The sequence below is a fragment of the uncultured Aquimarina sp. genome (assembly GCF_947492405.1).
In the GTDB taxonomy this organism is placed as follows: domain Bacteria; phylum Bacteroidota; class Bacteroidia; order Flavobacteriales; family Flavobacteriaceae; genus Aquimarina.
Map to the genome: position 1 here is coordinate 581293 of NZ_CANLMP010000004.1, position 15789 is coordinate 597081.

At 32.4% G+C, this 15789-nt stretch carries 16 protein-coding genes and 1 tRNA gene; 15 read left to right on the forward strand and 2 right to left on the reverse strand.

Going from position 1 to position 15789, the window contains the following annotated elements; all coding sequences use genetic code 11:
* Positions 1–167: 167 nt before the first annotated feature.
* Positions 168–1544, forward strand: a complete 1377-nt coding sequence (locus tag Q0829_RS17155; RefSeq protein ID WP_298545478.1) for a hypothetical protein — start codon at positions 168–170, stop codon at positions 1542–1544.
* Between the two features lie 114 nt (positions 1545–1658).
* On the opposite strand, the gene Q0829_RS17160 is transcribed toward Q0829_RS17155, so the two are convergent.
* Positions 1659–2018, reverse strand: a complete 360-nt coding sequence (locus tag Q0829_RS17160; protein ID WP_298545480.1) for a hypothetical protein — start codon at positions 2016–2018, stop codon at positions 1659–1661.
* A gap of 263 nt (positions 2019–2281) precedes the next feature.
* Between Q0829_RS17160 and trxA the strand changes: the two genes are divergently transcribed.
* The 4 genes from trxA (at position 2282) to Q0829_RS17180 (ending at position 5160) form a co-directional block, all read left to right on the forward strand.
* Positions 2282–2599 (forward strand): thioredoxin, encoded by a 318-nt coding sequence (trxA, locus tag Q0829_RS17165; protein WP_027394894.1) that lies wholly within the window; start codon positions 2282–2284, stop codon positions 2597–2599.
* A gap of 126 nt (positions 2600–2725) precedes the next feature.
* A complete protein-coding gene (locus tag Q0829_RS17170; RefSeq protein ID WP_298545649.1) occupies positions 2726–3655 on the forward strand; it encodes a DUF58 domain-containing protein in 930 nt (309 codons plus the stop codon).
* 86 nt (positions 3656–3741) lie between these two features.
* Positions 3742–3815, forward strand: a tRNA-Asp gene (locus tag Q0829_RS17175).
* A gap of 229 nt (positions 3816–4044) precedes the next feature.
* Positions 4045–5160 (forward strand): serine hydrolase domain-containing protein, encoded by a 1116-nt coding sequence (locus Q0829_RS17180; protein WP_298545489.1) that lies wholly within the window; start codon positions 4045–4047, stop codon positions 5158–5160.
* Between the two features lie 504 nt (positions 5161–5664).
* Here Q0829_RS17180 and Q0829_RS17185 read toward each other — a convergent pair.
* Positions 5665–6165 (reverse strand): DUF456 domain-containing protein, encoded by a 501-nt coding sequence (locus Q0829_RS17185; RefSeq protein WP_298545492.1) that lies wholly within the window; start codon positions 6163–6165, stop codon positions 5665–5667.
* Between the two features lie 159 nt (positions 6166–6324).
* On the opposite strand from Q0829_RS17185, the gene Q0829_RS17190 reads away from it, so the two are divergent.
* The 10 genes from Q0829_RS17190 (at position 6325) to Q0829_RS17235 (ending at position 15788) form a co-directional block, all read left to right on the forward strand.
* Complete coding sequence (locus Q0829_RS17190; protein ID WP_298545495.1) at positions 6325–6744, forward strand: hypothetical protein; 420 nt, start codon at positions 6325–6327, stop codon at positions 6742–6744.
* A gap of 271 nt (positions 6745–7015) precedes the next feature.
* Positions 7016–8872, forward strand: a complete 1857-nt coding sequence (locus Q0829_RS17195) for a M56 family metallopeptidase (protein WP_298545498.1) — start codon at positions 7016–7018, stop codon at positions 8870–8872.
* Between the two features lie 34 nt (positions 8873–8906).
* Entirely contained in the window at positions 8907–11021 is a 2115-nt protein-coding gene (locus tag Q0829_RS17200; RefSeq protein WP_298545500.1) for a peptidylprolyl isomerase, read from the forward strand.
* Between the two features lie 34 nt (positions 11022–11055).
* Positions 11056–11427: a BlaI/MecI/CopY family transcriptional regulator gene (locus Q0829_RS17205; protein WP_298545504.1), complete on the forward strand. Its 372-nt coding sequence runs from the start codon at positions 11056–11058 to the stop codon at positions 11425–11427.
* A 141-nt stretch (positions 11428–11568) separates the two neighbouring features.
* On the forward strand, positions 11569–12048 hold the full coding sequence (locus Q0829_RS17210) for a hypothetical protein (protein ID WP_298545506.1): 480 nt from the start codon (positions 11569–11571) through the stop codon (positions 12046–12048).
* Positions 12049–12098: 50 nt separating this feature from the next.
* On the forward strand, positions 12099–12656 hold the full coding sequence (gene ruvC, locus Q0829_RS17215; RefSeq protein ID WP_298545508.1) for a crossover junction endodeoxyribonuclease RuvC: 558 nt from the start codon (positions 12099–12101) through the stop codon (positions 12654–12656).
* Positions 12657–12721: 65 nt separating this feature from the next.
* Complete coding sequence (gene hemW, locus Q0829_RS17220) at positions 12722–13858, forward strand: radical SAM family heme chaperone HemW (RefSeq protein ID WP_298545650.1); 1137 nt, start codon at positions 12722–12724, stop codon at positions 13856–13858.
* Positions 13859–13886: 28 nt separating this feature from the next.
* Positions 13887–14675, forward strand: a complete 789-nt coding sequence (locus Q0829_RS17225; RefSeq protein WP_298545510.1) for a class I SAM-dependent methyltransferase — start codon at positions 13887–13889, stop codon at positions 14673–14675.
* Positions 14676–14682: 7 nt separating this feature from the next.
* Positions 14683–15432 carry a cyclase family protein gene (locus Q0829_RS17230; protein WP_298545513.1) on the forward strand — a complete coding sequence of 250 codons (750 nt, stop codon included), beginning with the start codon at positions 14683–14685 and terminating at the stop codon, positions 15430–15432.
* On the forward strand, positions 15432–15788 hold the full coding sequence (locus Q0829_RS17235; protein WP_298545515.1) for a DUF4260 domain-containing protein: 357 nt from the start codon (positions 15432–15434) through the stop codon (positions 15786–15788). The genes Q0829_RS17230 and Q0829_RS17235 overlap by 1 nt, the downstream gene beginning before the upstream one ends.
* Position 15789 lies beyond the last annotated feature (1 nt).

Below are 15789 nucleotides of genomic sequence, written 5' to 3' on the forward strand. Positions count from 1 at the left end.
TCGAATTTTAAACAAACATTATTCTTTTCATTTCAAGATCTCTCTTTGTAAGTACAAAATATTGATGTCGTCTCAAACTATGTAAGATCTTAAGACCCTTATTTAAACGATTGGCCGATTGTTTTCCTATTTATTTTTTCAGAATATAACTATTAAAAACACAAAAAATGAAAAATTTTAAAACCATACTTTTAGGTATTTTCACTATCTCATTATTTATAGCCTGCAGTACGGATGACACCGTAGTTACAGAAGATCAATTAACAACGAGCGAAACGGCAGAAGATGCCTTAGAAAAAGAAGCTCAATCCAAAGGGTTTTTTCAATCACTAAGAGCTTTAAAAGAAGCAAAAATCTTACTTAGTAGCATTCGTAGAGATGGAGGAATTCCGTTTAATGTATTTAACCCTGCTCTTAGATTCACAGAGGCACAAAATGTTTTTTTACCAAGTGTTTTAGGTATTGATTTCAGAATAGACAGGTCTGTTGTTCCCGCTGGGCCTACAGCTAGATTTCCTATGTTCCAGGGCTGGGAAACCTTACCTGATGGAAATTTAAGAAAAGGATACTATGTAATAACAGAAGCTTCAGACAAATTTATGGCTAAAAAATTAGGAGTTATTTTTTCTCCTCGAATGGCTGCATCAGTAGGGTCAGGAGGAGAACAAAAAGCATATTTCAATAGAAAAGGCAGATTAGTTTTTGAAGGATCAGTAGATTTTTCGCCAAAAAGATCTTTAGTTGCAGGAGCTCCAGATGGACTGCTATTTGGTTTTCCCCCTGCAGAAGCTAATCCCGGAGCGATAGCAGATTCTAAATGGTCATCATATGTAGTATTACCAAGTGGTGTAGTTATTAATGCTCAATTGGTAGCCAACAGTACCGGTATTCATGATAGAATTCCAAATCCGAATGGAAACAGCATCGAAGATCAAGATGATTTAAACAATCCTAATTTAGCCACTAATCAAGCCTCAGTTGTAATGCAACTTTTGGACGGATGGCAAGATGGTAGACCATATTACTTTCATATTGTAACAGATACTTCAGACCCAGGACCTGCTGCGATAGAATTAGGAGTTTTTGCTCCAAGATTGGCTAACTTACCAACATTTGGATTATTCCCAGGTGGTTCTATGCTGCCTTTCAGCCCTACAGCAAATGGTAGAACAACGGATACAGATGGTTTTGGAGTACAAGGCTTGAATACGGCTTCTTTAAGCGATCAACAAGTACAAGATCCAACAAATACTTTTCCGATTGACCCAAGAGACGAAAGATATGCACCAATGTGGGACGCACACGTAACAGAGTTTACAGTTCCTGAAGCAGATCGCCCAATACTAAGAAGTTTTGATCAAGTAAATCAACTTTTAGAAGAAGGCATTTTAATTCCTTTCAGAGGAAATGCTAACCCTAGTCCACTTGCCAATTCTTTATCGGATTTACTAACGGCAACAGGAGCTATTATAAACTGTCCTGTAATTACACAACCAGATGCAAGTGTTATTGGTACACAAATTGGATTACCTCAAAATAACTAAAAAGAAGATTGAAGAATAAACTATTTTGTTTTTCTTTAATTTAATATCAAAAAGCTTCAACAAATATTTGTTGAAGCTTTTTTTATATAGTTAAAAGTGAAAAATCAGAAGAACTCAATCAAAAAAACTAAGTGCCCAATCTTCAGCCTCATTAAGTTCTTTAAAAAAAGTAAAAGCTTCGTTCCACAACGGTTGTTCCTGCATAGCCCTCTTTATTTCCTCAGGATTTTCAGAAACAATAGCAAAACCAATCATATTTTTTAATATTCGCCCGTTGTAAACATTTAGATCTATATCGTGAGGATATTTCCTATGTGTAATAAATATGAAATTCTTTCCTTTATAATACGCTTCAAGATGATCTGTAATTTCTCTTGCAGTCTCCATAGTAATAGCAGAATTTGCTTTCATTACTAAAATCGCATGAGATTTTTTAAAAATGAGATTACAATATGACAGTTCAATTTCTTTCATTCTGTTTATTACAGCTGTAAATATAATGTTAATTTTTTTTTCAAAGTTGAATTAATCGTACACCAATTCTATTCTAAACAACAAATAAATTTATTAATACGTTAAAGAATTATTGTTAGCCGGAATAATTTAATATTATATTTGGTATCAGGATATTCAATAACCCTATAGTCAAAACAAATATTATGACTGTAAGCTTTGGGATAATTATTGACTAATTTTGTGAAATTAAAAATGAATAAGAATTTAAATAATAAATAACTATGGCATTAGAAATAACAGATGCTACTTTTGATGAAGTAGTACTTAAAAGCGATAAACCTGTATTAGTTGATTTTTGGGCAGCATGGTGTGGTCCTTGTAGAATGGTAGGCCCAATTATTGAGCAAATCAGTGAAGAATATGACGGAAAAGCCGTTGTAGGTAAAGTTGATGTAGATGCAAACCAAGAATTTGCTGCTAAGTACGGTGTAAGAAATATCCCAACTGTTCTAGTTTTCCAAAACGGTGAAGTAGTTGGTCGTCAAGTTGGCGTTTCTCCTAAAAATGTATATGCAGAAGCTCTGGATTCATTGATCTAAGAATTGATATAACAAACAAAAAAGGGTTGACGGATTGTCAACCCTTTTTTTATATAAAATAGATTAGTTATACGTATATTGTTTGCATAAAATTAATTCCGTACCCCTTAATAATCAAGAAGGATGATGAATATCCAAAATGAAATAAATAAAACTGGAGGTTTTACTAATCTTGAGCTTTTAGCTAAGCAAGTAGTCGAGGGATTTATTTCCGGAATGCATAAAAGTCCTTTTCATGGGTTTTCTGCAGAATTTGCAGAACATAAAGTATATAACAATGGTGAGAGCACAAAACATATTGACTGGAAACTCTATGCCAAGACGGATAAACTATTTACTAAAAGGTATGAAGAAGAGACCAATCTAAGATGTCATATAATTATTGATAATTCTTCTTCTATGCATTATCCCGAGGTAAAGGAACATCACTTAGGATCATTAAATAAGATTAGCTTTTCTGCATTAGCAACCGCTTGTTTAATGAATATCTTAAAGAAGCAGAGAGATGCAATAGGCCTTAGTATTTATAGTGACACCTATGATTATTACACTCAAGAAAAAGGTAGTGAAAGACACCACCAAATGCTTTTAAGTAAGCTAAGTCAAATTGTAACCTCTACACCCGACACAAAAAATACGGACACCTATAAATTTTTACACCAGATAGCGGAAAAAATTCATCGTAGATCATTAATATTCTTATTTACGGATATGCTACAAGCTACATCAAGTCCTGAAAAACTATTTGAAGCTTTAAGACATCTTAAATACAATAAACATGAGGTAGTATTGTTCCATACTTTTGATAGTACAAAAGAGTTAAATTTTGACTTTAGTAATCGCCCTACTCGATTTATCGACGTAGAAACTGGTGAACACGTAAACTTATATGCAGACAATATCAAAGAAAATTATCAGAAAGCTGTCTCATCTTATTTTTATGATCTTAAATTAAAATGCTCACAGTATAAAATAAAATATGTGGAAGCGGATATTACAAAGGATTTCGACAAAATCTTAACCACGTATTTAGTTGAAAGGCAGAAATTTGTCTAAAATAAAGAAAATTAACTCAAAAAAAATGGAAAAAACATTTGTGAGTATTAAAATGAGGTGTATATTTGCATCCGCAATAAGGCAATGGTCTGGTAGTTCAGTTGGTTAGAATACCTGCCTGTCACGCAGGGGGTCGCGGGTTCGAGTCCCGTCCAGACCGCAAAATTGCAAAAGCTTCAACTACCATTGAAGCTTTTTTTTGCAATTAACGAAGTTGTGTTGTCCCACGCCTGTTGCGTGGGTGGTTTAGTAAACCAATGAGAAGCTTTTCCTGAAAATGGAGAGGCTTTTTTTAATTTATAAGGATTATTACGGATCAAGATTAAGTAGTGAAACTGTAACAAACATTATTTATAACACTCTATAATTAAACTAAACAATAGAGTATTATGAAACTTACAAAGCGGAAACACTTTCATTTCTTTTTATCAGTACTTTTTTTTAGCGCTATTATTTCTTGCAAGAATAGTGATAAAAAAATTAGCGCCAATGTTATTACATCCTTCAGCGGACAAAGTATCTCATTTTCGGAAATGGATCAATTTCTGGAATTACAAATGGACTCCATAGGAATCCCAGGGCTATCGATCGCTATAATAAATGACGCAAAAATAGTTTACCATCGTGCTTTAGGACTAAAAGATGTTGACACTCAAGAAAAACTGAATGAAAAAACACTTTTTGATGCAGGTTCAACCTCCAAAACACCATTTGCGTATCTAACATTAAAAATGGTAGATCAGGGTATTTTGGACTTAGACACTCCTTTATACACTTACTTACCTTATCCCGATATAGCCCATGATGAGCGATATAAACTTATAACAGCTCGTATGGTATTAAGCCACACTTCTGGTTTTCCCAATTGGCGATTTTTTAATGAAGATGGAAAACTGGATATTAAGTTTACTCCTGGAACAGGATTTAAGTATTCCGGAGAAGGATTCGAATACCTGGCAGATGTACTTGCGCATTTAAAAAATATAGAAAGGAACGATCTTCAAAAAGTTTTTGAAAAAGAAATTGCTATTCCCTTAAACATGCATAACGCTTATTACGTTTGGAATGACTACGTAACAAAGAATAGAGCATCAGGTCATTTTGAAGGAAAAGTAAACCCTGGCTGGGGAGCGAACAAAAAGAAACCTAATTTTAGAGCTTCCTATAGCCTTCAGACCGAAGCAATAAGTTATGCTGGATTCATTATTGGTTTAATGCAAGAAAAAGGTTTAGAAAAGAATACATTCGATGAAATGTTTAAAGTACACGTAGAAAATCCTGAAGAAGAGGAAGGTGAAGATCAAGATAATCGTTCATGGGCATTAGGAATGGTAGTCAATCCTACGATGCATGGCCCTCTATATGGTCATAGTGGTGGTAATTTGAGTTTTACCTGCGAATATCAATTCTCCAAAGAGAAGAAAATAGGATATGTGTTTTTTACAAACTCCGAATTTTCAACAGAGCTTGATGAAAAACTGGTAGCTTTTCTTATGAAAAAATGATATTAGTTTAAACTAGCCAACTACTAAAATAAAGTTCTAAACTTAGTAAAAAGCGAAGAATAAACTTAAGCTTCACCTAGCACAGGAAGCTTAAGTTTATTAATTGTTTTATTTAATAAGATAAAGGGACGACAATTCTAATCCGACACAGCCATTTAAACCTCTAAATAAGCTTTTAACCCCAAAAGTTGAATGTGTTATTTAAAAAAGTAAGATTAATCTTACTTTTAATCATAAAAAACGAATTAAAAATGTTAAAACGTGATTTTTATACGACAAAATACACAAAAAGTTTGGTGGTTACGAATTTTTCAGTATCTTTACAAAGTGAAAATGAGTTAGTGCTTTCATTATCCCCAAGATGAAAGTTTTTATAAAAAGTGAGTTTTAATTTTAGAATAAGCCCCTAAATTAAGATGATTTGTGTGAAGAAAAAAGAGCGTGGAGACGCTCTTTTTTTATTTAGTACACTTGATATATTGACATTGAATATCAAATGTTATATTAAAACAATTCTCCCCAATATTCCCAAACCTTGTTTACATACAGAATAATAAATGCAATAGACACTACAAATTTCACAAAAGTACCGGCAAGAAACCCTAAAAAAGATCCAAAAGCAGCTTTTAACGCTTTAGAAGAGTCATTACTATCTTTAATCAACTCCCCAACAAAAGCACCTGCAAAAGGACCTATGATTATACCGAAAGGAGGTAAAAATATCAAACCAATAATAAGTCCAATAGAACTACCTATCATTCCATATTTTGTTCCTCCAAAGCGTTTTGTCCCCCATGCAGGAACAACATAGTCCAATACCCAGACTAATATTGCAATTCCTAATGTAATTCCCAGAAAAGTCCAGTTCTGAGGAATGACATCCGTAAAATGAAGTATTAACAAACCAATCCAGGATGTTAATGGCCCTGGCAATACCGGCAGAAAACTCCCAATAATACCAACAAGGCATAAAATAAAACCAATAATTACTAATGCTATATCCATAGTAACTAATTAGACTCAGAATATTAATTTTTGTTACGGTTAAATAAATTATTATTCAACTTAATAATTAAACTTTAGATAACATCTAAAGGGTATAGACGAATTACTTTTGTTATGGCAAGTATAAACTTTTAACCAACTAATCTACCCTCCAACATCATGAAACATTTCTTGAAAGTTATCCCTATTTTATTAATTGGATTTAATTTCTATGCGCAAAACAAACCTACTACGACTAAATGTAAAGACAAAATCATAGAACGTGTTCGAAAACATTGTGTCTGCAATGACATTGAACAATATGTTAAAAAAAACTACAATATTTTATCTGTATCTTCTTATGCGAAATCTGGTCTGAATCGTATTTATATGAGATTTAATATCTCTAATGAAGGGCAAATTAATGACATACAAGTTAAAGGGTTCTCTCCAGAATTAGAAAAAGAAGCTTTTAGAACATTAATGTCATTTCCTGATATCATTGCCGCAACTTCGACATCGGAAAAGGATATAGATCCTGAAGATTTTTACAATATATTGATTCAGTTTGAAATTAAAAACACGATCACTAACCTATAACCCGACCCTTTTAAGCTGTTTTAATACTCACTAAAAGAGATTTTACAAAAAACATACTCAAGAAAAGTGAAACATTTTTTCAACTAAATTTTTAGTTAAAACAAAAAAATACATATATTTGCCATTCAACTAAAATATTAGTTGAATATATATAGTAGTTTACTTAAATAATATTAGAGTCGTCAATCTTAATCTGCTTTATTCTTCTAATGACTAATAATACAGATTTAGAATTGACATTATACTCTGACATTTTTTTAAAAGAAAAAATATGTTCCATTACCTACTTCAAGTCTTAATATTTCAGCTCCTGTTTCTTGTGATATATGATGTTTTACATAAAAAGGACACTTTTTTTAATTGGAACCGATTATATCTCCTTGTTGCTCCGTTTCTATCTTTAATATTACCATTTATAGAACTTGATTTTTTAAATTCGAGTTCAGCGGAAATTTATGTATCGAATATAGAGAGAACTATTATAGCCTCTACAGAAACCATTATTACCAATATTAATCAAACCGAAGCCACTACACAAACATCTTCTCATTCGGTAAATTGGTTAATGATTATATATGCTTTTGGAATATTAATCAGCTTAGTACATCTTATTCTTAAGTTTCATAAACTACATATCCTAAGGAATGTTTCTAATATATCTAAGGTATTTGACAAAAGAATTGTAATACTTCCTAATAGTTCTCATGCGTTTTCATTTTGGAACACTATATTTTTAGGAGATTCTTTAACAGATGAAGAAAAGAAAAACATCATCTCACACGAGCTGGTTCATGTAAACCACAAACATACCATCGATCAAATAGGTATAGAAATATTAAAGATATTACTATGGTGGAACCCTCTGGTTTATATATACCAAGCGCGAATCACTTTGCTTCATGAATATATCGCAGACTCCGTTACAATTAGTAAAGTCAATCAAAGAAACTATATAGAACAACTACTTAATGCTGCTTTTCAGACAGAAAAAATAACATTCATTAATCAATTTTTCAATCAATCATTAATCAAAAAACGAATACTTATGTTACAAAAGTCCCAATCAAAATCCATTGCCAAATTTAAATATCTACTCTTAATCCCAGTAATTACAGGAATCCTAACCTATACTTCTTGTAAAGATTCTGAAGGAGCTCCATCCAATCCACCTTCCACAACTCAGGAAAATGAAAATATAATGGAAAATGATGTTTCAGTACGTAATCAACCAGATTGTCTAAACAAAGACTCTAAATATGATTATAAATTAGACAATTATTTAAAAATTACTACTGGTGAAAACTCAGAAATACTAGCGAAGATAGTTTCTTTAGAGACGTCAGAAGTTATCAGAAAAGCCGTTATACCGAGATCTCAGACCTTTTTCATAAGACATATTCCTGAAGGAGTATATCGCATAGATGTTGTTTATGGCGAAGAGTATGCAGAAAAAGATGTTGATGGTTCTTGTACAGGCTTCTTTAAAAAAGAACTATTATTTGAACAAGGAGAGGATATTCTTGATTTTACAGCGATTGTAACTGATCAGGGAAAAAACGTTCCTTCATATTCGTTAGAAATAGATTTTATACCCAGAGATTCGCAAAACAAAAATGATCATTCTCTATCAACAATTAATACGGGTGGAGACGAAAAAAGCCTGGAAGTCGCTCAAAAACTTGCGGAACAGTATCGTGATAAAATATCACCAAGAGCAAATGAAATTTCCCAAAAAGAAGTTGAACCTCACTGCGCAAACCAAGGAGATACTAAATACGATTATAAAATTGACAACTACTTGAAATTTACCAGTGGAAAGAATGCTGACATTATTGTTGACATAGTCTCCAACGAAAATGCTGAAGTCGTAAGAACACTATATTTACCTAAAAACAAACAATATTATGCTCGAAATATTCCTGGTGGAACATACCACTTGAAAATTATTTATGGAGAGGGGTATCAGGAAAACTCAAAAGATGGAAAATGTGAACTTTCCTTTAAAAAGAAATTAATGGTAGAAAAAGGAGAGGATATTCTCGATTTTAATGTGATTAAAACACCAGAAGGCATCAACGTACCTTCTTATGCTATTACATTAGATATGCTAGAAGAACACACAAATTGATAGAACAAACTATAAATAACTAATACTAAAAGATATGCTTCAATATGCCATTCAAACCATACTGTTTCAGATAATATTTTTATTAGCGTATGATCTTTTCCATAAAAAGGATACCTTTTTTACGGTAAACAGAGTATATCTTTTAGGTACCTCAGCACTTTCATTAACATTACCATTTATAAAGGTAAAAAGTATACAGGAGACAATTCCGGATGACTATGCAATTAATTTACCCACGGTTTTTATTGGAGAAAACACTATAAACAATAACGTAATTGAGGTGGTAAAATCAACTTCAGTACAAACTCTAGATATAAATTGGTGGTTAGTTCTGTACACAATTGGAGTTTTAATTGCTGTATTTATGTTTTTTAGAAAAATATTAACTATTCGATCCTTAAAGAAGAATTCTATAAAAGGAAGTGTCAACCATTATCCTGTACGAGTGTTGATCAATAGTAAAGATGCTTTCACTTTTTGGAACACCATATATATTGGTAATCAATTATCTGATTCAGAAAAAGATCAAATTTTAGTACACGAAATTGTGCATCTGAAACAAAAACACACACTAGATCTAATATGGTTTGAAGTCATTAAAATCTTTTTCTGGTTTAATCCTATGATCTATAGCTACCATTCCAGAATTATTGCCTTACATGAATATATTTCTGATGCATCTGCAATTAAACTCTTAGGTAAACGAGAATATTACGAACAGTTATTGAATACCAATTTTCAAACCAATAATGTGAAATTTGCCAATAATTTCTTCAATCACAAATTACTTAAAAAAAGAATCATCATGCTTCAAAAAACAAAATCAAAAACGAACGCTAAACTTAAATATTTGGCTATTATACCTTTGGTAGGCGTTATGGTAACTTTTACTGCTTTTTCTCAGAAAGCAGTTTCCCTTGCCAATATATCCAGTGAAAAAATCACCAATGAAATTCATGAATTAACTAATTCATTATCCATAGAAGAAACTGATAACAGAATTCCTGAGAAGGAAGAATCCATCATTAACAACTCTATAGTAGATAATAATACCAATGAAAAGGAAGTTTCTAAAACGGCAGTAGAACAGCCTGGTAACGAAAGTATTCTGAAATCTATTCAAACTACCAATAGAGACTCATTATCAAAGGTGGATCAAAAAATTGTAAATCAACTACTGGAGATCAAAAATGATGTTATTAATAATGGGAAAAGCTTTGCTAGTCGAGCTGTGCTATACTCAGAGGATCCTGGATCCAAAGGAAATGGCGGGTTATATTTTGTACAAAAAGACACTCCTTTTCATAAAAACTTTAAGAAAGTTGCCTTTAATCTAAAGGAAGGAGAAATTTCTGAGCCCTTTAGAACGCCTTTTGGATGGCATATTCTTACCGTAGAAAAGATTAAGACAGACGGAGTTGATGTAAGACATATCTTAATTCAAAGAGAACAAAACATCCCTTTCGCTAGTGTAGACAAAGTTCCAAAAACACAGAATTGTAAAAACCTTACAGACCAAAGTTTGATTAAAAAATGTGTTTCCGAGGAGATCAAACAATTTGTAAATAAAAACTTTAATATTAAAGTAGCAGAAGCTATTGATTTAACAGGAGTGAATAAGATTTATGTTAGGTTTAAGATTGACACATTAGGTAGAATTACAGATGTACAATCGCGAGGTCCAGCAATAGAGCTAGAGGAAGAGGCTAATAGAGTAATTAGTTCTTTGCCACAAATGATCCCTGGAGAATTTCAGGGAGAAAAAGTAAATGTCATATACTCCCTCCCAATAGTTTTTAATATTGAGAATCCTTCAGAAAAGGAAACAAGAAAAGCGTCTGCATATTCTCAAATCCCGATTAATGAAGATACTGTTCTAACAGAAACTTTATCTAATATAGAAGGCCATGCTATAAAAAATGGATACTATCTGATAACCAACATTTATAAACATAGAAGTCATTTAGATCAGGGGATTACACGATTAGAAAAGCAAGGAATTCGACCTAACTATTTTGTCAACCCAAAAGATTCATACTTGTATCTATATCTGAAAAAATATGATACTTTAGAAGAAGCTAAAGCAATGTTTCTTTCTCATTTTAATGATCAGTATAAAGAAGACCTTTACATATTAAAAATCCAATAATAAACTAAACATAATACGTCATATAATTTAACAAATGAAGCAACTCACCAAAGCAGAAGAAGAGGTAATGCAACTCTTATGGGAACTAAGAGAAGGAAACGTAGCCGCAATTATTGATAAAATGCCTGTACCAAAACCAGCATATAATACGATTTCTACGATTATTAGAATTTTGGAAAACAAAGAATTTGTTTCTCATCGTAAAGAAGGTAAAGGATACGTGTATTTTCCTTTAGTCAAAAAAGAGGAATATAGTAATCAATCCCTAAATAAGTTAATGAACAATTACTTCAATGGGTCTTTTAGAAATATGGTCTCCTTTTTTGTAAAGAAAAACGATATGAATATCGAAGATCTAGAAACGATTCTCAAAGAAATTAATAAAGAAGATACTAGTAACTCATAGTTCATTTAAATGTAATTTTTTAATAATTATACACCTAATACCATTCCTGCTTTAAAATTGGGTATAAACTTCTGAATAAAAAACTTTAATTTTATGTGCTTATAAATACATCACGTATTTTTACAGCGAATAAAATTATCAATGATTAAAAGGGTTTATTATATATTTATTTTGATTTTCACAGTATATTCTTGTGATGATTTGGTCGTTAAAAAAGAGAATCATGAACAAGTATTAAAGGAAAAGTGGAGCGAAATTGATAAAAACCAAGTCGACGAACCTCCATTATTTAAGGCTTGTAATCATGTATCCGAAGATGAGCTGGAACTTTGTTTTCAAAGAACTATAAATGAACAAGTTGGTGATTATCTAGCGAATCAAACGATCACCGTAAAACAAGCCATTAACGACACCATCTGGATTCCATTATTAATCACTAAAGATGGAGAGATTAAACTCGAAGATTTTTCGATTCCAAATATTATTGCATCTCAGATCCCTGATTTTAAGAATATTCTGGAGGAAAGCATTGATAATCTTCCAGAGGTAGAACCTGCACATACTCGCAGCACTCCAGTAACTGCACGTTATAAATTACCCATTGTAATTCGTGTAAATTAAGAACCACTTCTTATTCTTAATTCATTAGTTTTGTAAAAATTCATTGTTAGTTGGAAAGCGAAAAAATAATATTGGGTATTGATCCAGGAACCACCATTATGGGGTTTGGGTTGATTAAAGTAGTGAAGAAGAAAATGTCTTTTTTACAACTTAATGAGTTACAGCTTAGCAAATATGATGATCATTACCTAAAACTAAAACTAATTTTCGAACGAACTGTTGAACTCATAGATACCTATCATCCTGACGAAATAGCTATCGAAGCCCCATTCTTTGGTAAAAATGTGCAATCCATGTTAAAACTTGGCCGTGCTCAAGGAGTAGCTATGGCAGCAGGATTAAGTAGAGAAGTTCCTATCACAGAATACTCTCCAAAAAAAATAAAGATGGCCATTACTGGTAATGGTAATGCTAGTAAAGAACAAGTAGCTAAAATGTTACAAAGTCTTTTAAAATTAAAAACATTACCTAAAAATCTAGATTCTACAGATGGATTAGCAGCAGCAGTTTGTCATTTTTACAATATGGGAAGAGTCGATATTGTAGGTAAAAGTTATACAGGTTGGGCAGCTTTCGTAAAACAGAATGAAAAAAGAGTGAAAAAGTAATTACAAATTACGAATTTTGATGTGCAAGTTAGAATCGTATATCATAACTCTAAAACTCGAAAATTATCAGCGGCATATACATACATATCCCATTTTGCAAACAAGCCTGTCACTACTGTGACTTTCATTTCTCCACTTCTACTAAGAAGAAAGACCAGATGGTCTTTGCATTATGTAACGAAATCAAATTACGAAGATCAGAAATTGATGATCATGAAGTGATTGAAACTATATATTTCGGTGGTGGAACTCCAAGTATTTTTACAGTTCCTGCATTAAAATTCATCATTGATACTATTTATGAAAACTATCTTGTTGCTGATGATGTAGAGATCACGGTTGAGGCTAATCCCGATGATCTGACAGAAGCATATATAAAATCGTTAACGCTTACCGAAGTAAATCGACTAAGTATTGGTATTCAATCTTTCTTCGAAGAAGATCTAAAACTCATGAATCGTGCTCACAATGCTCAGGAAGCTTTGGATTGTTTGTCACTTGCAACTCGCGAGTTCGATAATATATCAATAGATCTTATTTATGGAATTCCAGGAATGTCTTTAGAACGATGGCAGGAAAACCTAAAAATAGCATTAGATACTGGAATTCCTCATATATCCAGTTATGCATTAACAGTAGAGCCTAACACAGCCTTATCCTCTTTCATTGAGAAAGGAATCATTGCTCCCGTAGAGGATGAACTGGCTCAGCAACATTTCGATATTCTTGTGGAAACGATGGAACATGCTGGATTCGAATATTACGAATTTTCTAATTTTGGAAAGCAAGGATATTTTAGCAAAAACAATACGGCGTATTGGCAAAGCAAGCATTATTTAGGCATTGGTCCTTCTGCACATTCTTATAACGGAAAAGAGCGCAGCTGGAACATTAACAACAACATAAAATATATCAAAGCACTTCAGGAAAATAAACTCCCAAGAGAGATTGAAACACTAACTACTACCGATAAATATAATGAGTATGTAATGACCGGATTGAGAACTATTTGGGGAGTATCTCTGCAAAAAATAGAAAATGATTTTGGACTTAGCTATAAAGAATATTTATTGAAACAAGCGCAGAAACATCTTGATGAGCATCTTTTATTTCTTGATGGAAATATATTAATAGTCACCAAAAAAGGAAAGTTTTTAAGTGATGGTATCGCAAGTGATCTTTTCTTGTTAAATTTAGGGTAATCTATTCTCCTAAATTAAAATCTAGGTAATGCAAGAAAAATATGATGTCATAGGAACCAATTATAATACCACTCGTACTGCTGACCCTTATCTTTTTACTAGATTACTTGCACTCCTAACCCCTTCAACCAAAGGGACTTATTTAGATATTGGATGCGGTACAGGCAATTACACAAAACAATTTGACAAAAAAGGATATCAGTTTATAGGTGTTGACCCTTCTTCAGAAATGCTGGAAAAGGCTAAAACTCCTAGCAATAATGTACTCTGGAAAATTGGAAAGGCTGAAACCTTAGATCTACCAGAAAATAGTATTGATGGAATAGTAGCAAGCTTGACCCTTCATCATTGGAATAATCTGGATGAAGGCTTTGCATCACTACATAAGGTTTTAAAACCAGAAGGGAATATTGTTATTTTCACAGCTACTCCAAAACAAATGAAAGGATATTGGTTATGCTATTATTTTCCTAAAATGTTAGAAGATTCCATGACTCAAATGCCTTCTTTAGAAGCTGTCGAAAAGAGCCTACATAAAAATGGATTGGTTGTAGAGAAAACAGAAAAGTATTTTATTAAACCCGATCTAGAAGATCTTTTCCTATATTCAGGAAAACACAATCCAAAACTATATTTCAATCCTAAAGTAAGGCATGGAATATCATCTTTCTCATCCCTTTCTAATGCTTTAGAAGTAGAAAATGGTCTAAATGCCTTAGAAAAAGATATAGATTCAGGCAAAATAAACGATATTATAAAAAACTATGAAAACACAGATGGAGACTATCTGTTTCTTGTAGTTAAAAATACAGATTAGCAGTTCAATGATTACTAATATACATTATAAAAATGTTACATACAGAGTTGATCTATCTGAATCTCTTGACATATCAATCCCGTTAAGAGCGACCGATGAAAATGTGAATGCCTGGTATATTCCAGCTCCAAAAATTGAACCTGTTATAGATGGAGATTGGATAGGAAAAGTTTCTGAAGGTGCCTCTACAAATTTTAATAACATCTACTTTAATCCACACGGTCACGGAACACATACAGAATGTATTGGACATATAACCAACGAGTTTTACAGTATTAATCAAACATTAAAACAATTCTTTTTTACGGCTGAACTTGTGACCATACACCCAGAGAAACAAGAGGACGACTTTGTAATTACTAAAAATCAAATAAAAACGGCTTTACAAACTAATCCGCAGGCTTTAATTATTCGAACATTTCCTAATACCGAAGAAAAATGTAGTAAACAATATTCTCATACGAACTGGCCGTATGTATCAGAAGAAGCTGCGTTGTATATAAGTGAAATAGGAATTGCTCACCTCTTGATTGATTTGCCATCAGTCGACAAAGAAAAAGATGAGGGTAAACTATTAGCGCATAGAGCTTTTTGGAACTATCCAGAAGCACCGAGACTTGAAGCCACTATCACTGAAATGATTTTTGTAAAAAACGAAATACTAGATGGTAATTACATTTTAAACCTTCAGATCGCATCCTTTGAGAATGACGCTTCCCCAAGCAAACCTGTATTATATAAAATACTGAAATCATAATGAAGACTACTTTACGACTAGAAGAACTCGCTATGCTAGCGCTAGGAATTTATCTATTCAGCCTATTACCTTTTTCTTGGTGGTTATTCCTGGCCTTATTTTTGGTACCGGATATAGGAATGTTAGGATATCTTGTTAATAATAAAATTGGCGCTGTCGTTTACAATATATTTCATCATAAAGGTTTAGCTATTTTCATGTATTGCGTTGGAATATATTTATCAAACGAGCTTATACAACTATGTGGAATTATTCTATTTTCGCATGCCGCCTTTGATAGAATTTTAGGTTATGGATTAAAATATGAAAAAGGGTTTAAATTTACGCACCTTGGCGAGATAGGTAAAAAGAATTAAT